This is a genomic window from Microvirga terricola (assembly GCF_011777495.1).
GTDB classification, from domain to species: domain Bacteria; phylum Pseudomonadota; class Alphaproteobacteria; order Rhizobiales; family Beijerinckiaceae; genus Microvirga; species Microvirga terricola.
Map to the genome: position 1 here is coordinate 648,694 of NZ_JAATJS010000003.1, position 20,863 is coordinate 669,556.

The following is a 20,863-nucleotide window of genomic DNA, read 5'->3' on the forward strand; positions in this document are numbered from 1 at the left end:
TCTTCCTATGCAAGAGTGTGTGGATACCCCAGCCGGGGAAGGGCCGTTACGGACGGCGCTGACGCCGAAAAGCTGGGTGCTAGGCCATGCTTGGGCCTCCAAACGGCCCTTCCTCCTTGACTTCCCCGGGCTCCCATGGATGTTGCGGCAAACATTTCATCCAAGCAGGCTCCCAGTATTATGTCCGCCTCCATGCACCGTTACCGTTCCCATACCTGCGGCGCGCTCCGCGAATCCGATGTTGGCCAGGTCGCCCGCCTGTCGGGCTGGTGCCACCGCATCCGCGACCACGGCGGCGTGCTCTTCATCGACCTGCGCGACCATTACGGCATGACGCAGTGCGTGATCGACCCGGATTCCCCGGCCTTCAAGCAGGCCGAGACGGCCCGGTCGGAGTGGGTTGTGCGGGTGGACGGCAAGGTGCGCAAGCGCCCGGCGGGCACGGAGAACCCGGAGCTGCCGACCGGCCTGATCGAGGTCTACATCACCGACATGGAAGTGCTTGGCCCGGCGGCCGAGCTGCCGCTGCCGGTCTTCGGCGACCAGGAATACCCGGAAGAGACGCGCCTCAAGTACCGCTTCCTGGATCTGCGCCGCGAGAAGCTGCACCACAACATCATGAAGCGCGGGGCGATCATCGACTCGCTTCGTCGTCGCATGAAGGGCAGCGGCTTCTTCGAGTTCACGACGCCAATCCTGACGGCGTCCTCGCCCGAAGGTGCGCGCGACTTCCTGGTGCCGTCGCGCCTGCATGGGGGCAAGTTCTACGCGCTGCCGCAGGCTCCGCAGCAGTACAAGCAGCTCATCATGATCTCGGGCTTCGATCGCTATTTCCAGATCGCGCCCTGCTTCCGCGATGAGGACCCGCGCGCTGATCGCCTGCCGGGCGAGTTCTACCAGCTCGACGTGGAAATGAGCTTCGTCACGCAGGAAGACGTTTTCCGCACCATGGAGCCGGTGGTTCGCGACACCTTCAAGGAATTCGCGGACGGCAAGCCGGTGACGGAGGTCTTCCCGCGCATTCCGTACTTCGAGGCGATGCTGAAGTACGGCTCCGACAAGCCGGACCTGCGCAACCCGCTCATCATCTGCGACGTGTCGGACGAGTTCGCGCGCGACGATGTCAGCTTCAACGCTTTCAAGAACGTCATCAAGGCAGGTGGTGTCGTGCGCGCCATCCCGGCCACGGGCGCGGCCTCGCAGCCCCGTTCGTTCTTTGACAAGCTCAATGACTGGGCCCGCACGGAAGGCGCGCCGGGCCTTGGCTATGTGGTGTTCGAGGAAGAGGGCGGTCTGATCGTCGGCAAGGGCCCCATCGCCAAGTTCATCCCGGATGAGGTTCAAAAGCTCATCCGCGACAAGGCGGGCCTGAAGGCGGGCGATGCGGTGTTCTTCTCCGCTGGTGTAGAGGACAAGGCCGCCTCGCTTGCCGGCAAGGCGCGCGTACGCATCGGCGACGAGCTGGGCTTGGGCAACAAGGACCAGTTTGCCTTCTGCTGGATCGTCGATTTCCCGCAATACGAGTGGAACGAGGACGAGAAGAAGATCGACTTCTCCCACAATCCGTTCTCCATGGCCAATATGGATCACGACGCCTTCATGGCCCTCGATCCGTCGGACAAGGAGAAGATCCTCAAGATGACGGCATTCCAGTACGACATGGTTTGCAACGGCTACGAGATGGCCTCGGGCTCGATCCGCAACCACCGTCCCGACCGGATGGTGAAGGCTTTCGAGATCGCCGGGTACGGCGAGAAGGAAGTCATGGAGCGCTTCGGCGGCATGTATCGCGCCTTCCAGTACGGCGCGCCTCCGCACGGCGGCATGGCGGCGGGCATCGACCGCATCGTGATGCTGCTCTGCGGCGCCATTAACCTGCGCGAGATCACGCTGTTCCCGATGAACCAGCGGGCCGAAGACCTGTTGCTTGGTGGGCCCTCGGAGGCGACGCCAAAGCAGTTGCGTGAACTACACCTTCGCCTGAACGTTCAGGAGAAGTGAGCTTAGAGAGCCATGTCCTCGGTCATCGCCATCGTCGTCGCCTTTGACAGTGCTGAGGCGCTGCCGGAGTGCCTCGGCGCCCTGAAGGCGGAAGGGGTCGGGGTGATCGTCGTCGACAACGCGTCCAGCGACGGCAGCGGGACCGAGGCCGAGCGCCTGGGCGCGTGCGTCATCCGCAATGCGCGGAACGAGGGCTATGGCCGGGCCAACAATATCGGCGGATGGGCGGCGGACAGCGAGTTCCTGCTCATCGTCAACCCGGACGTGGTCGTCCAACCCGGAACGGTGGCGGCCCTGCTCGAAGCCGCAGGGCGCTATCCCGACGCAGCGTTGTTTGCGCCGCGGATCGTGGAGCCGAATGGGCGCGTCTTCTACCAGCCGCGCTCGCTTCTTGCGGGCTATCTCCCAAACCCAAGCGGCAAGCTTGTGGTGCCGACAGGCGAGGCCTGCGCGCCGTTCTTTTCCGGCGCGTGCTTCCTGATCCGCCGCGAAGCGTTTCTGAGACTGGGTGGGTTCGACGAAGAAATCTTCCTGTTCTATGAGGACGACGATCTCTGCCGCCGCATCACGGATTCCCACGAGGCTCTGGTCTACGTGCCATCGGCGACAGTGCGGCATGGGCGAGGACGCTCCAGCACGCCGAAACCGGGACTCGTCTTCAAGTCGCGCTGGCATCAGGCGTGGTCGCGGGCCTATGTGAGCCACAAATACGGCCTCTACAGCCCAGCCGCCGGCATGTTCGCCGTCAACGCGGTGAAGACGCTGGGCGCTTTCCTCACCGGCCAGCGCAAGCTCGTCGAGCGTTATGGCGGCTCGGCGGCCGGGGCGTTGGCCTTCATGAGAGGCCGCACGGCGCTGCAGCGGGAAGGGCTTTCATGAAGGCCCTTTTTTTAGGCGCTCCGACCGTGGCCATGGCCTTGGAGCGGGACCGCAACAACTTCGCCGTGATCCGGCTCGCTCTCGCCATCGCAGTCGTTGTCTCCCACGCCTTCAGCGTCACCACGGGCGCCGTGACCGACGAGCCGCTGGCAGCCTCGACCGGATTCACGCTCGGCGAGCATGCGGTGAACGGCTTTTTCGCCATTTCCGGCTTTCTCGTGACCATGAGCTTCGACCGGCGCGGCTGGCGTGATTATGCCATCGCCCGGACCCTGCGCATCGCGCCCGGGCTGATCGTTGCGACTCTCGTGGTGGCTTTTCTCCTCGGGGGCGGGATGACCCGCTTGCCGGTCACGGACTATTGGCAGAGCCCGGGCGTTTTTCGCTTCGTCGGCGCGACGCTGTCGAGCTTCAAGAGCAACATCGCGCTTCCCGGCGTGTTCGAGAACAACCCCTTTACCTTCCCGATGGGGACGGTCTGGACCCTCAAATATGAGGTTCTCTGCTATCTCGGCGTGCTGGTTCTCGGTCTCGTCGGCCTGCTGCGTTCGCGCCTTGCCGCTCTTGTACTGCCCGTTGGCCTCGCTCTAGCGCTCCTCAGCCTCGGTCTTTTCCGGCCCGAAATTCCGAAGGGTGTGGAAACGGCGCTTCGCCTGCCGCTGATCTTCGCCTTCGGTGGCGCGCTTTATGTGTGGCGCTACAAGGCTCGCTTGTCGGGGCCGCTTCTCGCAATTCTTTTCGCGGCGACGTGGCTGGCCAGCGGCACGGTTCTTTACAAGACGCTGCTCTTCATCGTGTCCGCTTATGGGGTTTTATGGCTCGCCCTCGCGTCCGCTTTGACGCGCTGGTCCTATGAGCCGAAGACGGATCTCTCTTACGGCACCTATCTCTATGGCTGGCCGATCCAGCAGAGCCTGCACGCGCTGCTGCCCGCGGCCGCGCCACTCGTGCTGCTCGCGCCGGCGCTCCTCATCACGTTGGTGGTGGCGGCGGTGTCGTGGGTTATCGTCGAGAAGCCGGCCCTCGCCTTGAAGGCGAAGGCCTTGCGGCGTCGGACGCTTAAAGTGACTGAGCCCGCAGCACCCTGACTGCCGCGATCAGTTCCCGCAGCCGGTCGCTTTGCAAAAGCGGGATCAGCGTGGCGATCTTTTCGCGCGGCAGGTCCCACCACTGGATATCCAGCAGAGCCTCGATGGTGGCGTCGTCGAAGCGCTTGCGGATGACTTTTGCCGGGTTCCCACCGACGATGGCGTAGGGCGGCACGTCCTTGGTCACGACCGCATGAGCCGCGACGACCGCCCCGTGCCCGATGGTGATTCCCGACAGAATGATCGCCCCTGAGCCCAGCCACACATCGTGCCCGATGGTCACGTCTCCGCGGGAGGAATGGTAATCCTCGGTCTTCGGGGCGGCCGGCCACAGGTCGGGGAGGGCGGAGAAAGGATAGGTCGTTCCCCAATCCGTCCGGTGGTTGCCGCCGAGCAGGATCTCGACCTTGTCGGCAATGGAGCAGTAACGCCCGATGGTGAGCTTGGTCCCGGCTTCAGGGAAGCGCACCTTGGGACGCCCATAGGAGAACTCCCCAATCTCGTAGCCGTAGCGCGTCGTGAGTCGCGCCAGGTGCAACCGGGTCTGATTATGCGGGTTCTTCCAATTCTTCAGGCGATGAAGCAGCCTCATGCGCGGCCCTCCATTGCGCTAGAAGAGCGTTGACGGAAGGGGACAAGGCGCGCACAAGGGCCGCTCGCGAATGACGTGCGGCGACAGGTGCAAGGAGCGTTTCGGATGGGTGACAACATCTCGCAGGATCTGAAATCGGGAGCCATCTTCTATCACCGCTACCCGCGCCCCGGAAAGCTCGAGATCCAGCCCACGAAGCCCCTAGGCAATCAGCGCGACCTCGCTTTGGCCTATTCGCCCGGTGTTGCGGCCCCTTGCGAGGCCATCGCCGCCGATCCGTCGGAGGCTGCAAACCTCACCTCCCGCCAGAATCTCGTGGCGGTCATTTCCAACGGCACGGCGGTTTTGGGCCTCGGCGACATCGGTCCGCTGGCCTCCAAACCCGTCATGGAAGGCAAGGCGGTCCTGTTCAAGAAGTTCTCCGGCATCGACGTCTTCGACATCGAAGTGGCGGAGAAGAGCGTCGACAAGCTCGTCGAGGTCATCGCAGCCCTCGAGCCGACCTTCGGCGGCATCAATCTCGAAGACATCAAGGCCCCCGAATGCTTCGAGGTGGAGGAGCAACTCAAAGCCCGCATGGGCATCCCGGTCTTCCACGACGACCAGCACGGCACGGCGATCATCGTGGGTGCCGCCGTCACCAACGCCCTGGAGCTTGCGGGCAAGCGCATCGAGGACGTGAAGATCGTCACCTCCGGCGCGGGCGCGGCGGCTTTGGCCTGCCTCAACCTCCTCGTCTCGCTCGGCGCGAAGCGCGAGAACATCTGGGTCACGGACATCGAAGGCGTCGTCTATGAGGGTCGCGAAAAGCTCATGGACCGCTGGAAGTCGGTCTATGCGCAGAAGACCGATGCACGCACGCTGGCCGAAGTGATAGAGAACGCCGACGTGTTCCTCGGCCTTTCAGCAGGCGGCGTCCTCAAGCCGGATATGCTGAAGAAAATGGCCCCGCGCCCGCTCGTTATGGCGCTGGCGAACCCCAATCCAGAAATCATGCCGGAGGAGGCCGAGGCGGCCCGCCCCGACGCCATGATCTGCACCGGGCGCTCGGATTATCCGAACCAGGTCAACAACGTCCTGTGCTTTCCTTACATCTTCCGCGGCGCGCTCGATGTGGGCGCGACGACCATCAACGAGGAGATGAAGGCCGCCGCCGTGAAGGCCATCGCAGGTCTTGCGCGAGAAGCGCCGTCCGAAGTCGTGGCGCGCGCCTATGGCGGCGAGGCTCATCCCTTCGGCCCGAAGTCCCTCATCCCGAGCCCGTTCGATCCGCGCTTGATCCTGCGCATCGCACCTGATGTCGCGAAGGCGGCGATGGATTCCGGCGTCGCGACCCGGCCGCTGGAAGACCTCGAAGCTTACGCGGATTCGCTCGGCCGCTTCGTCTTCCGCTCCGGCTTCATCATGAAGCCGCTCTTCTCCAAGGCGAAGGCCGATCCCAAGCGTGTCATCTACGCCGAGGGTGAGGACGAGCGCGTGCTCCGCGCAGTGCAGGTGATTGTCGAGGAAGGCATCGCCAAGCCGATCCTCATCGGCCGTCCGAACGTCGTCGAGGCACGCATCAAGCGCTTCGGCCTCTCCATGGCGATCGGCAAGCACTTCGAGCTGGTGAACCCCGAGGACGATCCGCGTTATCGCGATTACGTTGCGTCCTATGTAGAAGCAGCGGGCCGCAAGGGCATTACACCCGACGCCGCGAAGACGTTGGTGCGCACCAACACCACGGTCATCGGCGCGCTCGCCGTGCGGCGCGGCGATGCGGATGCGCTGGTCTGCGGTCTCGAAGGGCGCTTCCAGTCGCGTCTGAAGCACATCAAGGACATCATCGGCTTCGCCCCCGGCGTGCATGAGATGGCGGCGCTCTCGCTCGTCATCACGTCGAAGGGCGCGTATTTCCTCGCGGATACGCATGTGCAGTACAATCCGAACGCGCAGCAGATCGCGGACATGACGATTGCCTGCGCGAGCCACGTCCGCCGCTTCGGCATTGCGCCCAAAATCGCGTTGCTCTCGCACGCGGACTTTGGCGCGGCTGACACTCCTTCCGCCGTCAAGATGCGCGAGGCGCTGGAACTCATCAACGAGCGCGCGCCTGACCTCGAAGTCGATGGCGAGATGCAGGCCGACGCGGCACTCTCGGAAATGATCCGCGAGCGGGTCTATCCGGCCTCGCGCCTGAAGGGTGAGGCGAATGTGCTGATTATGCCGAACCTGGACGCCGCCAATATCGCATTCCAGTTCACGAAGATTTTGGCGGATTCGCTGCCCGTCGGCCCGATCCTGATCGGTCCCGCAAAGCCCGCGCACATCCTCACCCCGTCGGTGACGGCGCGCGGCATCGTCAACATCACGGCGATTGCGGTGGTGGAGGCGCAGGCGGCGGAGCAGCAGCGCGGCTGACCGTCAACGAACATTCTTCGATGTCATGGCCGGGCCTGTCCCGGCCATCTTGTTTTTGAGATCTCGCGCATCGAGGCGAGGAAGCCACCCGCTACTCCGCTTTCGCCGTCACGTTCAGCTTGACGAAGGCGTCTGCGGGTTCCTGCAAGGCGGTGATGTCCACAAGGCTCAGGCCACTTGGGTCCTTGGTCTTGGCATTGACCGTCAGTCGTCCGGGCTTGGCGATGAAGCGCGCGATAGCCTGGCTGAGGGCTTTTGCCTGTTCCGACGTGCCAATGATCGAGGGGAGGGCGACCGCTGCGGCGGTGCCGTAAGTGGCACGCAGGGTTTCCGGCTTGGTCTTCTGCTCCTTGGCCGCTTTCTCGAGATAGCGTTCGAACAGGCCCTTGTTCTCCACGGTGATGTCGAGCGCCTTGGCCTTCGCGCCCACCAAAGCGACGGCAGCGATGGCGGTATCGGGATCGAACACGTCTTTCGTCACGCCGCCCAGCAGACCGGTCATGGAAATGCTGCCCATGTCCTGGCCGCTCAGCGAATATTCGCGAATGTTCAGTTCTTCCGTTTCGGCGTTCCAGAGGGCCGACAGGAGGAGGGACAGGTCGAGGTTCTTGTAGCCGAGCGCGATGAGATCGCGGATGCCTTCCTCGTCGCTCTTCGCCGGCAATTCCATGGCGAGGTTCTGCAAGCCGATCCTGATATTGGTCGGGATGCCATTGACCGGCTTATCGGCGGTCAGCTCCAGATCCTTCCATCCGAGCTTTGCCCGCTCGTCCTTTTTGCCCTTGTCCGCCGAGACGTCGATATCTACGCCCGAAATGTGCATCGTGCCCCAGGTCGGGATAAGCGAGCGCACCGTCGCGGCGTCGGCATCCTTGATCGTTTTTGCGTCGAACTTCTTAAGGGCCTCAAAAGTTGGGCCGAAGGAAAAGCCGGTCAGGCTGATGGTGCCGATCTTGATGCTTTCGCTTTTGCCGAAAAATTCCATTCCCTCAATGCGTGCATCCGCTGGCCGGGAGGCCGTGGCGCCCGTGTAAGCCATACGATTGATGCGCCCGGTCACATCGGTATCTTTTGCTTTCGACCCTGTGATCTCGATGCCGGTCGCCTCGACGGACGCGAAGTCGAAGGCGCTTAAGAGGTCGGCGGCCGTTCTGACAAGTTTTGCCTGGTCCTCCTCAGAGAGGTCGCCCTTTCCGCCAAGCTCGGCCAGGGCCGCAAGGCTGTCAGTCCACGAGTCTTTCGTCGTCCGCGCCATGAAGTCCCGGCCGGCCACGCGCGCGATCCGGACGTTCACGCCTTCCTCGCTGGCCTCGATGTTCTCAACCGTAAAGGCGCCGTGGATCTTGGTCGGCGGACTGGAGGCAGAATCCGCCCTCGTCTCGAAGAGTTTGGCGTAAGCCGGTAGGTCGAAATCACTGATCGACATCCGCCCGTAGCTCAATGCCAGCGTGGTCTTCGACCCGCTGGTCTCAACACCGATTGTGTCCGCGGTCGCGGTCGCGATCCGGCCATTGGCGACATCCTTCAGGACGACGTTCTTAAGGATATTGGTCTGCGTCTCGGGGCCGAACTTTTGCGTCACCTTCAGTTCGGGAATCGTGATTTGCCGTGCGCCAATGGCGCTCAGGCGGGCCGAGACGGGTTCCGTCGAGGCGGAGGCGAACAGGGCCTCGATGGTCGCGCGCGGGGATGTTACGCCGGTGAGGTCGACCCGTTTGGCCTCATAGCTCGTCGTGCCGATGGTGAAGCGGACGTTCTCCAGACTGAAAGTGTCGGCGGCCTGCGCCCAGGCGGCGCTCCAGAGGGACGTGCGTACGGCTCCGATTTGCAGGGCGGTGCCGCTCCTCGCAAAGCCGATGTCATGGATGATGGCCGGTTCAAATTGCAGCGCGGCGGAGCCTGCGATTAACGCCAGTGCGCAAATTCCAGAACGATATATCGACCTTGTCATCTATCCCCCAAAACGCTGAAAAGTCTCGGGTTTCATAGACCGTCGCGAAGGCGTGCGGGAGAGGGGATGAGAATAAAAGCGAAGGTTAGAGCGAAAACGACGTGCCGCAGCCGCAGGAGGCGGTCGCGTGGGGGTTCTCGATCTTGAACGACTGGCCGATCAGATCGTCCACGAAGTCGATCACCGAGCCGTCCATGTATTGGATCGACACCTGATCCACGAGAACGGCGGCGCCGTCCCGCTCGATCACAAGGTCGTCGCCCTGCCGGGTCCGATCGACGTCGAAGGCGTATTGGAAGCCTGAGCAGCCACCGCCGTTGACGCTGATTCTCAGCATCGAGCCCGCCGGCTCCGAGGCCATGATCTCGTTGATGCGGCGGGCAGCGCGTTCCGTCAGGGTGATTTCGGACATTGATTTTATCCAGTCGACGAGAAGACGTTATCTTGGACAAGCGGTTAAGAGCAAGGTAAGTGCCCGCTGACAAGCCTTCAACCCGAGGATGAGCTGTGCGGCCTTTTGGCGAACGATGGCGAGCCCCTTATGCCTGCGATCCGGGTGCGGCCCGGGGGCGGCTTTATCCGGAGGCGGTTTCCCCCACCCGCAGCGATTTTCAGCGCGACCGGGACCGGATCATCCATTCCTCGGCCTTCCGGCGGCTCAAGCATAAGACGCAAGTCTTCGTCTATCACGAGGGCGACCATTTCCGCACGCGCCTGACCCACACCATCGAGGTCAGCCAGATCGCCCGGGCGCTGGCGCGCTCGCTGGGGCTCGACGAGGATCTGGCCGAGGCGCTGGCCTTGTCCCATGACCTTGGCCACACCCCCTTCGGACACACGGGCGAGGACACCCTCGACGAATGCATGAGATCCTTCGGCGGGTTCGACCATAACGCCCAGGCGTTGCGGATCGTGACGCGGCTGGAGCGGCGCTATGCCGAATATGACGGCCTCAACCTGACCTGGGAGACCCTGGAGGGGTTGGTCAAGCACAACGGCCCGCTGCTCGATGCCGACGGCAAGCCGACCTCGCGCTATGCGGAACGCGGGATTCCACTGGCGATCCTGGAATACAACGCCCAGCAGGACCTTGAACTCGCGACCTATGCCAGCGCCGAAGCACAGGCTGCAGCGATTGCCGATGACATTGCCTATGATGCCCATGACATCGACGACGGCTTGAGAGCTGGCCTGTTCGGGGTCGAAGACCTGCGCGAGGTGCCGTTTCTCGACACGCTCCTGCGCGAGATCGAGGCGCGCTATCCGAAGCTCGACCTGTCCCGCCGCATTCATGAACTGACCCGCCGGGTCATTACCCGCTTCGTGGAAGACGTGGTGGCGGAAGGCGACCGCCGGCTCGCGGCGCTGGCTCCCGCGTCCGCCGCTGATATCCGCCACGCGAATGCGACGACCATCTGCTTTTCGCCCGCCATGCAGGAGGCCGAGGCGTCGGTGAAGCGATTCCTCTACGCCCACATGTATCGCCACCCCAAGGTCATGGAGGTCCGCCGGCAGGCGGATGACGTGCTCCGCGACCTTTTCCGGCGCTTCATGACCGATCCCCAGGCGATGCCGGAGGAGTGGAGGGCGGACCTTCCGACAGACGAGCCGCGTCTCGCCCGCCGTGTGGCGGACTACATCGCCGGCATGACCGACCGCTACGCGATCCTTGAACACCGGCGTCTGTTTGACGTAACCCCCGACTTGCGTTAGGCGCGCCAAAGCTTTTTAAGGGCGAGTTGCCCTATCGAGATACAGTACCATGAACATTTTCGCGTTGTTTGAGAAGCGGGTGGCGGATGCGCTTGGCCATCTGGCCGAGGCGGGAAAGATCCCATCGGGGCTCGATGTGAGCCGCGTGGTGGTCGAGCCGCCGCGCGACCCGTCTCACGGTGATCTCGCCACCAACGCCGCCATGGTGCTCGCCAAGGAAGCGCGCATGAATCCGCGCGCCCTGGCCGATCTTCTCGTCGCCGAACTCCAAACCGACCCGCGCGTCACGAAGGTGGATGTCGCCGGTCCTGGCTTCATCAATCTCCGGCTCGCTCCGGAGGTTCTGCATGAGGTTCTGCGCGCCGCCGTCGCCGACAGCGAAGGCTTCGGCCGCAGCGGGCAGGGGGGCGGTGAACCCGTCAACGTAGAGTACGTCTCCGCCAACCCGACCGGGCCGATGCATGTGGGCCATGGCCGCGGCGCGGTGTTCGGCGATGCGCTCTCCGCGTTGCTCGCCTTCGCCGGCTACAAGGTGACGCGCGAATACTACATCAACGACGCGGGCGCGCAGGTGGATGTCGTCGCCCGCTCCGCCTTCCTCCGCTACCGGGAGGCGCTGGGCCAGGATATCGGCCCGATCCCGGAAGGGCTTTATCCGGGCGATTATCTCAAGCCGGTCGGCGAGCGCCTTGCGCGCGATTATGGAGCGAGCCTGCTCGATAAGCCGGAGGCAGAGTGGCTGCCGCAGCTGCGTGATATCTCGATCGACATGATGATGGACATGATCCGCGCCGATCTCGCGGTGCTGAACATCCATCACGACGTCTTCTTCTCCGAGCGCACCTTGCAGGAGGGCAACGGCGGCGAGGTTGCCAAGACCATCGCCGAGATGAAGGCGCGCGACCTCGTCTATATGGGCCGTCTGCCGCCTCCGAAGGGCCAGAAGGACGATGACTGGGAGGACCGCGAGCAGCTCCTGTTCCGCGCCACCGCCTTTGGCGACGAGGTGGACCGCCCGCTGCTGAAGTCGGACGGCTCGTTCACTTATTTCGCCTCCGACATCGCCTATCACCGCTCCAAGTTCGAGCGCGGCTTCGCCTCTATGATCGACGTGTGGGGCGCGGACCATGGCGGCTATGTCAAGCGCATGCAGGCTGCGGTGAAGGCCGTCACGGGTGGCAAGGGCGACCTCGACGTGAAGCTCTGCCAGCTCGTGAAGCTTTTGCGCGGCGGCGAGCCGGTGAAGATGTCCAAGCGGGCCGGCGACTTTGTGACGCTGCGAGATGTTGTGGATGAAGTGGGCCGCGACGCGGTGCGCTTCATGATGCTTTTCCGCAAGAACGACGCGACCCTGGACTTCGATCTGGCCAAGGTCGTCGAGCAGTCGAAGGACAATCCGGTCTTCTACGTGCAGTATGCCCATGCCCGCTGCGCCTCGGTCTTCAGACAGTCGGCGGAAGCTTTTCCTGGCACGAAGTTTTCTGCGGAAGAACTTTTAAAAGCGGACCTTTCCATCCTCGCCGATGAAGCGGAAACGGACCTGATTCACCGCATCGCGCAGTTTCCGCGCATGGTAGAGGCCGCGGCCGAAGCACATGAGCCTCACCGTGTGGCGTTTTACCTCTATGAGCTCGCCAGTGCGTTCCATAGTCTGTGGAACAAGGGCAAAGACTTGCCGCAATTACGTTTTGTTAATCAAACTCATAAAGATTCAACTCAAGCGAGGCTCGCTCTCGTGCATGCCCTCAAGGGCGTGCTCGCATCTGGCCTCACAATTTTGGGCGTCACGGCACCTGATGAGATGCGCTGACGGCCTTTGAAGCGGGGCTATCGTTTCAAGGTCTTCTGAGCCGGGTGGTTGAACGTCGTGTTCGGCGGGGGCGATTGTCGCTCTCGTCGTGATTACCGGAGGTCCGGCGCAATGAGCGAATCAGTAAAGCCCCGTTTTGCGGTGGATCTCGGCGAGATCGAGCGGCAGATTGCCCAGGCGCAGCCCGCGCCGTCTCAGCCCATTTCTGCGAGTCGGAACGACCCGCTGGCGGAGCTTGCCCGCATCGTGGGGCAGGACGATCCCTTTCAGTCTCTGCTGGCCAGCGAGCCACCGGCCCGGCGCGGTCAGGCCGGATCGAACCTGGATGATCTTTTTGCTGCAGAGCCTGCGCCGGCTGCGCGCGGTGCTGCCCAGCCTCAATCGCAGGTTCAGCCCCAGGCACGTCAAAGTGACTTCGATCTGACGGCTTTCGATCTCGATTCTTATCCGCAGGCCCCTGCGCGCGCCGCTGAGCCGGCCTATGCCTACCAGGCGCCGGCCGCCGCTCCCTCGCGCGGCCACGATACTTACGATGCTGGGGCTCACAGCCTGCATTATTACGATGAGGCGCCTCAAGGCGCCGCCGGCTATGAGCAGGCCAAGCCCATGGGTTACGAGCCGGTGGCCAAGCCGCGGTCCCGCAAGGGGCTGATTGCGGTGGGTGCGATTCTCGGGGCTGTCGTCATCGGCGGCGGCGGTGCGTACCTCATGAGCGGCAAGTCCGGCGTCGCCAGTGGCGGCCAGCCGCCGCTCATCAAGGCGACGAACGAGCCGGTCAAGGTCCAGCCGCAAAATCCCGGCGGAGTCGAGATTCCGAACCAGAACAAGCAGATCTACGAGCGCGCCAACACGAACACCGAGACCAAGGTCGTGAGCCGCGAGGAGCAGCCCGTCGATGTGAAGCAGGTGGCCCGGATGAATTCCGGCAACACCGATGCAACGGCTTCGACCAGCCTGAATCTCGGCGAGCCGCGCAAGGTGCGCACCGTCTCCATCAAGCCTGACGGCTCCGCGGCGAAGCCGGAGGCTCCGGCCAGCGCCGGTGCGAACACGAACGCTTCTGCCAACGCGAATGCCCGTCCGGTCGCGATGCCCGCGCCCATGACCTTGCCGCCGGCAGCGCAGCCGACGCCTCCCGCGCCGACCCAGGCTCAGGCGGCTCAGCCGAAGCCGACCGCCAACACGCCGGTCGCCGCGCCCGCGATCCCGGCGGCCAAGCCTGCCGCTACTGCAGCAGCGACGCCTGCACCTGCGGCTCCGGCCGCTCCTACGCCTGCTCCGCAGAAGGTGGCTTCGGCGCAGCCAATGGCCCCCGCGCCGGCAGCGACCGTTTCGGAAGGTGGCTATTCGGTCCAGCTGGCGGTCCGTGGCTCGGAAGGCGAAGCGCAGACGGCTTTCCAGCAGTTGCAGAAAAAATATGACGATCTCGATGGCGTGCCGTCGATGATCCGCAAGGCCGAGGTGAACGGCAACACCGTCTACCGCGTCCGCGTCGGCCCCTTGTCGCGGGAAGAGGCCTCGTCCCTCTGCTCGAAGCTGCAAGGGCAGGGCGGGCAGTGCTTTGTGGCCAAGAACTAGCCGGTCGCGGCAAGACTCCTTGACCCTGCGTTGCAGGGGACGTAAGGCGCGGGAATGACCACCCGCGCCTTTATTGCTGGTTGCTCCAGCCACGAGTTGAACCCCGACGAGGTGTCCTTCTTCCGAGATGCCGCGCCCTGGGGGTTCATTCTTTTCCGCCGGAACATCGACAATCCCGCTCAGGTCAAGGCGCTCTGCCACGCTTTGCGCGAGGCCGTGGGGCGGGCGGACGCCCCCATCCTCATCGACCAAGAGGGTGGGCGGGTCCAGCGCATGGGGCCGCCGCACTGGCCCAAATATCCATCGGGCCGCGCCTACGGGCAGGTCCATGCCAACGATCCCCTGATCCAGCGCGAAATCGCGCGGCTGGGAGCGCGCCTCATCGCCCATGATCTGCGTGCCGTCGGCATTACGGTCGATTGCCTGCCGGTGCTCGATGTGCCTTCGCCGGGAGCGCATGACGTCATCGGCGACCGGGCCTATGCCCGCAGCCCGGAACGGGTGGCGGTGCTGGGGAGGGCAGCGGCCGAGGGGCTGCTGGCGGGCGGCGTCCTGCCGGTCGTCAAGCACATGCCCGGCCACGGCCGCGCCGGGGCAGACAGCCACCTGGCACTTCCCGTGGTCGAGGCGTCTCGGCATGAGCTGGAAGCCCATGATTTCGCGCCCTTCCGGGTGCTGACGGACATGCCCCTCGCGATGACTGCCCACGTGGTCTACACGGCTCTCGACCCCGAAAAGCCGGCAACGACGTCGCCTATCGTCATGAAGGACATCATTCGGGGTCATATTGGCTATGACGGCCTCGTCATGACCGATGACCTGTCTATGCAGGCCCTTTCCGGTACTTTGCGAGAGCGGGCGGAAGCCGCTTTTGCGGCCGGATGCGACATGGGCCTCCATTGCAACGGCAAGATGGACGAGATGGAGGCGGTCGTCGAGGCGGCTCCCATTCTGGAAGGCGTGGCCCTGCGCCGGGCCGATGCGGCCCTTTCGCGCATTCTCCATGAGCCGGAGCCGCTGGATCCTGTGGATGCCCGCGCAAGACTTGACGCTGCGCTCGCGATGGTGGCGTAAGCTGCTCCCCATCTGAGTTGAGTAGCGGAAATGGCGAAGACCTTACCTTTTGAGGACGTCGCGCCCACGGAGAGGGGCGAGACCGAGCCCGCGCTTCTGGTCGATGTGGATGGCTTCGAGGGGCCGCTCGATCTGCTGCTGGAGCTTGCCCGCCGTCAAAAGGTCGATCTGCACCGCATCTCGATCCTGGCCCTGGCCGAGCAATACCTCGTCTTTATCGAGGAAGCCCGCCGCATGCGCCTGGAGCTGGCGGCGGATTATCTCGTCATGGCGGCGTGGCTCGCCTATCTCAAGTCCCGCCTGCTGCTGCCCGAACCGCCGAAAGGTGAGGAGCCGAGCGCCGAGGACCTGGCGACCGCGCTGGCTTTGCGTTTGCGCCGCCTGGAGGCCATTCGCGAAGTGGCCAAGAAGCTGGGCGAGCGGAGCCTGCTTGGACGCGATGTTTTCGCCCGCGGCGCGCCGGAGCCGGTCGTCATCCACAGGGACTCGCGTTTCGAGGCCGCGCTCTACGATTTGCTTGCGGCTTACGCGCGTCAGCGCCAAATTCGGCTCAACGCTAGGGTTTCCCTCCATAAGCGGACCGTCTGGTCTCTTGTCGATGCGCGGGAGGCCCTGGAACGGCTTGTGGGCCACCTCAGCGACTGGGTGACCCTCGATACCTATCTCGTCGAGTACATGGTCGAGCCGGAGATGCGGCCGACCGTGCTGGCCTCGGCTCTGTCCGCCACCCTGGAGATGGTGCGGGAAGGCAAGCTCACCGTCCGGCAGGACGAAGCCTTCGCGCCCGTCTGGGTGAGACCTGTCGCAGATCCAGCCGAGGCAGGAGCCTGATATGGAAGAAGCAATCGAAGCGACCGAGGTGGAGGCCGTGGAGGTCAGCCACGTCCCGGATCACGGTGAGGCTTTGCGGATCGCCGAGGCTCTCCTGTTCGCCTCTGCCGAGCCCTTGAGCGTCGAGGAACTGACCGGCCGCCTGCCCGAAGGGGCCGATGTCGAGCGGATTCTCGAAGAGCTCGCATCCTTTTACGAGAGAAGGGGGGTCAACCTCGTCCGTGTGGCCGGGCGCTGGGCCTTCCGGACCGCGAGCGACCTTTCCTTCGTGCTCGCCCGCGACGTGGTGGAGCAGCGCAAGCTGTCCCGCGCCGCCATGGAAACCCTGGCAATCGTTGCCTACCACCAGCCCGTGACCCGCGCCGAGATCGAAGAAATCCGCGGCGTCGCGACCTCGAAGGGCACGCTCGACACGCTTCTGGAGACGGGCTGGATCCGGTTGCGGGGACGCCGCCGCGCACCGGGACGTCCGGTGACCTACGGCACGACCCCCGCCTTTCTGAACCATTTTGGCCTTGATGCCATCGACGATCTGCCGGGCCTCGAGGAGCTGAAGGGCGCAGGATTCCTTGAAGGCCGCGTTCCCTCCGACCTGTCGGTGCCCGTGCCGTCCGACGACGAGACGCTCCGGCCTGACGAGGACCCTCTCGACCAGGACGATCTTTTCATGCCGATCGTGCCTGAACCGGAGGGACCGGAAGAGGAATGACCGAAGGCCCCCTGTCGGCCCGCGACCGCTTCCGCCTGCCGCGCTGGGGACAGCGCGGGACGGCGGGCGCCTCGATCCCGGCTCAGCTCTCGTTCGAGAATATCGTTCAGATCTATGGCAGCCAACGCGTGCTGGATGGCGTTTCGCTGACCGTTGAGCCGGGCGAGCTTGTCTGTCTGCTCGGCCATTCAGGGTGTGGAAAGACGACGCTGCTGCGCATTGCGGCGGGCGTAGAGACACCGACCTCGGGTCGTGTCCTGATGGATCGGCTCGAAGTCAGTGGGCCGGCGGCTTTCGTGGAGCCGGAACGGCGCGGCATCGGCCTGATGTTCCAGGATTATGCGCTCTTTCCGCACATGACGATTCTGGAAAACGTGAAGTTTGGCCTGAAGGATCTGTCGGTCGCGGAGGCGGATGTCGCAGCGCGGCGCGCCTTGTCCCGCGTTGGGCTTGAAAGCTTCGCGGACGAATTTCCGCATACCTTGTCCGGCGGCGAGCAGCAGCGCGTGGCCTTGGCGCGGTCCATCGCGCCGCGCCCCGGCGTTCTTTTGATGGACGAGCCGTTTTCCAACCTCGACAAGCGGATGCGTGACGCCATCCGCGACGAAACCGTCGCGATCCTGCGCGAAACCGGGGCCACGACCATCGTCGTGACCCACGATCCGGAGGAGGCGATGCGGATTGCCGACCGCATCGTCCTGATGCGCGCCGGCCGGATCATCCAGCAGGGACGGTCGGAGGAGATCTACCACCACCCCGCCAACCTTTTTGCTGCGCGGTTCTTCTGCGATTTCAATGAAATCAAGGCGACGGTGAAAGGCGGCCAAGCTCATTCTCCCGTCGGCATCTTCGCCGCGCCGCATGTTGAGGATGGTCCCGCAATTGTTTGCATCCGCCCGCAGGGCCTGAGATTGAAGCCTTCCGGTTTCTGTCTGCCGGGGCGTGTGGTATCTCGCCGCTTTCTCGGGGAGGTCGAACTGGTTCATATTGGTGTACAGGGCGTGGAACGACCGCTCCAGGCCCGGGTTCACGATCCCGTGGGAGCCAAAGAAGGCCAGGACGTCGGGATTGAGATCGACCCGAAGGATGTTCTTGTTTTCGCCGCGTCCGATGCCTAGGTTGGCCGCACATTCGAATTCAGTAGCCGCGCCGGATCCGGCGCAGGAGGATTGCCATGGGTGGCGCTAGCATTTGGCATTGGATCGTCGTGGGTCTGCTTGTCGTCCTGCTCTTCGGACGCGGCAAGATTTCCGACATGATGGGCGATGTCGCGAAGGGCATCAAAGCCTTCAAGAAGGGCATGGCCGAAGAGGACACCAACGCGGCAAATCCGGCTCAGCCGTCCGAGCCCGTCCGCACGCTCGATCACCAGTCCACAAGCACAACTTCGGCGACGAGCGATCACAAGGTCGGCTGAACGGCGACAAGCCGCTCGGTGCGGCTTTCAAGAGGTGGAGTCGAGGCCACGCCATGTTTGACATGAGCTGGGGTGAGGTCCTGGTGATCGGCGGTGTTGCGCTGATCGTCATCGGCCCGAAGGATTTGCCGCGCGCCCTGCGCACGGTCGGCCAAGTCACGGGCAAAATCCGCCGTATGGCGGCGGAATTCCAGGGTCAGTTCCAGGAAGCGATGCGCGAGGCCGAGCTTGACGACGTCAAGCAGCAGCTTCAGGGCATGAACGAGTCGGTCTCGTCGATGAACAAGGGCTTCAACCCGATCCAGACGATCCGAGATGAGTTGAAATCGGCTGTCGAAACGCCGGTTGCGCCTACCGAAAAGCCTGCCTCCGAGCCAGTTGCCAACGCTCCCGCGGAAGGAGCGGCGACGCCCGATCCAGTCGAATTGCCTATTCCGACGCTGCCGCCGGTCGAGGACCCGGCCGAGCTGATCGCCGAATCCTTGCGGCGAGAGGCCGAAGCTGCCGAGCAGGCAGCAAGCCCTGCGCCCACCCCGAACGAACCGGACGCGAAATCCTGATGGCCAATGTCGAAGAGGATGAGGTCGAGGCATCACGTGCGCCTCTGATCGAGCACCTGATCGAACTGCGCAGCCGCCTCATCAAAGCGCTGATCGCGTTCATCGTGATGTTCTTCATCTGCTTTGCCGGGGCGAAGTACATCTACAACATCCTCGTGCTGCCTTACGTGCACGCGGTCGGCTCGCCGGAGAAGGCGCACCTCGTCTATACCCACGGCCTGGAATATCTGTTTACCCAGATCCAGGTGGCGGTTTTCGGCGCGGGTTTCCTGGCTTTCCCGGTCATCGCCGTTCAAGTCTACAAATTCGTCGCGCCGGGCCTCTACAAAAACGAACGCCGCGCCTTCCTGCCTTACCTGATCGCGACGCCGGTCCTCTTCGCGCTGGGCGCGGCCTGCGTCTATTTCATCGCGATGCCGGTGTTGATGCGCTTTTCGGTGGGAATGCAGCAGCTCGCCACGGATTCCTCGCCCGCCATCGAATTCTTGCCGAAGGTCAGCGAATATCTCTCGCTCATCATGACGCTGATCTTCGCCTTCGGCATCTGCTTCCAGCTTCCGGTCGTCCTGACCCTGCTGGCGCGGGCCGGGATCATCGATTCGCAGTTCCTCGTGGAGCGGCGGCGTTATGCGATCGTGCTGGTGTTCATTCTCGCGGCGGTGCTGACCCCGCCTGACGTGATCAGCCAGTTCGCCCTTGCGGTCCCCACCTTGGTTCTTTACGAGGCGTCCATCATCTCCGTCCGCATGGTGGAGAAGAAGCGTGCGGAAGCCGAGGCCGCGCGCGCGGCAGCCGGATAGGCAAAGAAGCCTTCCCTCCTGACCGCAATCCTTGGCATAATGTGGGGGCGGTCGTGTTCTCGGGCAGGACCGCCTCCTGAAGACGGTCCTTTCCCATGCATGACATTCGTTCCATCCGCGAAAACCCCGCGGCTTTCGACCAAGGCCTCCGCAACCGGGGCATGGAGCCTTTGTCCGCACGGCTGATCGCCCTCGACGACAGCCGCAAGAGTGCCGTCTCCGCGCTCCAGGCATCCCTGGAGCGCCGCAACAGCCTGTCGAAGGAGATCGGGCAGGCCAAGGCGCAGAAGGACGAGGCTCGCGCGCAGGCGCTGATGGCCGATGTCGCCGGCCTGAAGGAGCGCATTCCCCAGCTTGAGCAGGAAGAGCGCCAGGCCGGAGCAGAGCTTGAGGCTCTGCTCGCCGCCATCCCAAATACGCCCAAGCAGGAAGTGCCGGTCGGCGCCGACGAGACCGGCAATGTGGAGCGCCACCGCTTCGGCAATCCGAAGAACCTTGCCGCCGCCAAACAGCATTTCGAGATCGGCGAGGCCATGGGTCTCATGGATTTCGAAACCGCCGCGAAGCTCTCCGGCTCGCGTTTCGTCGTCCTGAAGGGCGGCCTCGCGCGGCTTGAGCGCGCGCTCGGCCAGTTCATGATCGACCTGCACACCAGCGAGCACGGTTACACGGAAGTGAACCCGCCGCTTCTGGTGCGCGACGAGGCGATGTTCGGCACGGCGCAGTTGCCGAAGTTCGAGGACGATCAGTTCTGGGCGTTCCCGGGCTCAGCGCTGGAAGAATTCGTCGCCTCCGCCATCGATGGTCAGGCGACGCGCGAAACGCTGCTGAAGGCGATCCACGATGTGCGCTACGGCCTCATCCCGACCGCCGAGGTGACGCTGACCAATCTCGTGCGCGAAGCGATCCTCTCGGAGGAGGAGCTTCCGCTCCGCTTCACGGCCCTGACGCCGAGCTTCCGCGCCGAGGCCGGCTCTGCCGGTCGCGACACGCGCGGCATGATCCGACAGCACCAGTTCGTGAAATGCGAGCTGGTCTCGATCACCACGCCGGAAACGTCCGCCGACGAGCATGAGCGCATGCTCACGAGCGCCGAGAACGTGCTGAAGAAGCTCGATCTGCCGTTTCGCACCATGACGCTCTGCACGGGCGATATGGGCTTTGCTTCGACCAAGACCTATGACATCGAGGTCTGGCTGCCGGGGCAGGGGATGTATCGCGAGATTTCGAGCTGCTCGGTCTGCTCGGATTTCCAGGCTCGCCGCATGAACGCCCGCTACCGGCCCGCCGACGGCAAGGGCCCGCGTTTCGTGCACACGCTCAACGGCTCGGGCCTCGCGGTCGGCCGCACGCTCGTGGCGGTGCTGGAAAACTACCAGAACGAGGATGGCAGTGTGACGGTGCCCACCGTGCTCCAACCTTATATGGGCGGCATGACCCGCATCGAGGGCCGAGCCTGA

General features: G+C 64.0%; 18 protein-coding genes. 15 read left to right on the top strand and 3 right to left on the bottom strand.

Translation table 11 applies throughout. The features are described from left to right. Nucleotides 1–192 precede the first annotated feature (192 nt). Genes aspS through HB375_RS11475 form a run of 3 tightly spaced genes read left to right on the top strand, consistent with a single transcriptional unit; the run spans nucleotide 193 to nucleotide 3,968 of the window. On the top strand, nucleotides 193–2,001 hold the full coding sequence (gene aspS / locus HB375_RS11465; RefSeq protein WP_167673278.1) for an aspartate--tRNA ligase: 1,809 nt from the start codon (nucleotides 193–195) through the stop codon (nucleotides 1,999–2,001). Nucleotides 2,002–2,013: 12 nt separating this feature from the next. Further along, nucleotides 2,014–2,880, top strand: coding sequence for a glycosyltransferase family 2 protein (locus tag HB375_RS11470; protein WP_167673103.1), 867 nt, complete (start codon nucleotides 2,014–2,016; stop codon nucleotides 2,878–2,880). Then, entirely contained in the window at nucleotides 2,877–3,968 is a 1,092-nt protein-coding gene (locus tag HB375_RS11475; protein ID WP_167673104.1) for an acyltransferase family protein, read from the top strand. The genes HB375_RS11470 and HB375_RS11475 overlap by 4 nt, the downstream gene beginning before the upstream one ends. On the opposite strand, the gene HB375_RS11480 is transcribed toward HB375_RS11475, so the two are convergent. After that, nucleotides 3,940–4,560 carry a CatB-related O-acetyltransferase gene (locus tag HB375_RS11480; protein WP_167673105.1) on the bottom strand — a complete coding sequence of 207 codons (621 nt, stop codon included), beginning with the start codon at nucleotides 4,558–4,560 and terminating at the stop codon, nucleotides 3,940–3,942. The two genes, HB375_RS11475 and HB375_RS11480, sit on opposite strands and share 29 nt — an antisense overlap. 105 nt (nucleotides 4,561–4,665) lie before the next feature. Here HB375_RS11480 and HB375_RS11485 point away from each other — a divergent pair, with 105 nt between their 5' ends. Next, nucleotides 4,666–6,960, top strand: coding sequence for an NADP-dependent malic enzyme (locus tag HB375_RS11485; protein WP_167673106.1), 2,295 nt, complete (start codon nucleotides 4,666–4,668; stop codon nucleotides 6,958–6,960). A 91-nt stretch (nucleotides 6,961–7,051) separates the two neighbouring features. Here HB375_RS11485 and HB375_RS11490 read toward each other — a convergent pair whose 3' ends face one another. Further along, the gene (locus tag HB375_RS11490) at nucleotides 7,052–8,911 is read right to left on the bottom strand and encodes a hypothetical protein (RefSeq protein WP_167673107.1); all 1,860 of its coding nucleotides are present in this window, start codon (nucleotides 8,909–8,911) and stop codon (nucleotides 7,052–7,054) included. An 85-nt stretch (nucleotides 8,912–8,996) separates the two neighbouring features. After that, complete coding sequence (gene erpA / locus HB375_RS11495; protein WP_167673108.1) at nucleotides 8,997–9,323, bottom strand: iron-sulfur cluster insertion protein ErpA; 327 nt, start codon at nucleotides 9,321–9,323, stop codon at nucleotides 8,997–8,999. Between the two features lie 95 nt (nucleotides 9,324–9,418). Here erpA and HB375_RS11500 point away from each other — a divergent pair, with 95 nt between their 5' ends. The 11 genes from HB375_RS11500 to serS all read left to right on the top strand — a co-directional run bounded on the left by HB375_RS11500 (nucleotide 9,419) and on the right by serS (nucleotide 20,863). Further along, nucleotides 9,419–10,624 carry a deoxyguanosinetriphosphate triphosphohydrolase gene (locus tag HB375_RS11500; RefSeq protein WP_167673109.1) on the top strand — a complete coding sequence of 402 codons (1,206 nt, stop codon included), beginning with the start codon at nucleotides 9,419–9,421 and terminating at the stop codon, nucleotides 10,622–10,624. Between the two features lie 49 nt (nucleotides 10,625–10,673). Next, nucleotides 10,674–12,434: an arginine--tRNA ligase gene (gene argS / locus HB375_RS11505; protein ID WP_167673110.1), complete on the top strand. Its 1,761-nt coding sequence runs from the start codon at nucleotides 10,674–10,676 to the stop codon at nucleotides 12,432–12,434. A 111-nt stretch (nucleotides 12,435–12,545) separates the two neighbouring features. Then, nucleotides 12,546–14,012, top strand: coding sequence for an SPOR domain-containing protein (locus HB375_RS11510; protein WP_167673111.1), 1,467 nt, complete (start codon nucleotides 12,546–12,548; stop codon nucleotides 14,010–14,012). 54 nt (nucleotides 14,013–14,066) lie between these two features. Beyond that, the gene (gene nagZ, locus HB375_RS11515; RefSeq protein ID WP_167673112.1) at nucleotides 14,067–15,086 is read left to right on the top strand and encodes a beta-N-acetylhexosaminidase; all 1,020 of its coding nucleotides are present in this window, start codon (nucleotides 14,067–14,069) and stop codon (nucleotides 15,084–15,086) included. A 30-nt stretch (nucleotides 15,087–15,116) separates the two neighbouring features. Next, nucleotides 15,117–15,917, top strand: a complete 801-nt coding sequence (locus tag HB375_RS11520) for a segregation and condensation protein A (protein WP_167673113.1) — start codon at nucleotides 15,117–15,119, stop codon at nucleotides 15,915–15,917. Nucleotide 15,918: 1 nt separating this feature from the next. Beyond that, on the top strand, nucleotides 15,919–16,626 hold the full coding sequence (scpB, locus tag HB375_RS11525) for an SMC-Scp complex subunit ScpB (RefSeq protein ID WP_167673114.1): 708 nt from the start codon (nucleotides 15,919–15,921) through the stop codon (nucleotides 16,624–16,626). Then, nucleotides 16,623–17,744, top strand: a complete 1,122-nt coding sequence (locus tag HB375_RS11530) for an ABC transporter ATP-binding protein (RefSeq protein ID WP_167673115.1) — start codon at nucleotides 16,623–16,625, stop codon at nucleotides 17,742–17,744. The genes scpB and HB375_RS11530 overlap by 4 nt, the downstream gene beginning before the upstream one ends. Before the next feature lie 56 nt (nucleotides 17,745–17,800). Continuing rightward, a complete protein-coding gene (locus tag HB375_RS11535; protein ID WP_167673116.1) occupies nucleotides 17,801–18,043 on the top strand; it encodes a twin-arginine translocase TatA/TatE family subunit in 243 nt (80 codons plus the stop codon). Between the two features lie 53 nt (nucleotides 18,044–18,096). Beyond that, a complete protein-coding gene (gene tatB, locus HB375_RS11540) occupies nucleotides 18,097–18,603 on the top strand; it encodes a Sec-independent protein translocase protein TatB (RefSeq protein WP_167673117.1) in 507 nt (168 codons plus the stop codon). After that, nucleotides 18,603–19,403 carry a twin-arginine translocase subunit TatC gene (tatC, locus tag HB375_RS11545; RefSeq protein ID WP_167673118.1) on the top strand — a complete coding sequence of 267 codons (801 nt, stop codon included), beginning with the start codon at nucleotides 18,603–18,605 and terminating at the stop codon, nucleotides 19,401–19,403. The genes tatB and tatC overlap by 1 nt, the downstream gene beginning before the upstream one ends. A gap of 95 nt (nucleotides 19,404–19,498) precedes the next feature. Then, nucleotides 19,499–20,863 carry a serine--tRNA ligase gene (serS, locus tag HB375_RS11550; RefSeq protein ID WP_167673119.1) on the top strand — a complete coding sequence of 455 codons (1,365 nt, stop codon included), beginning with the start codon at nucleotides 19,499–19,501 and terminating at the stop codon, nucleotides 20,861–20,863.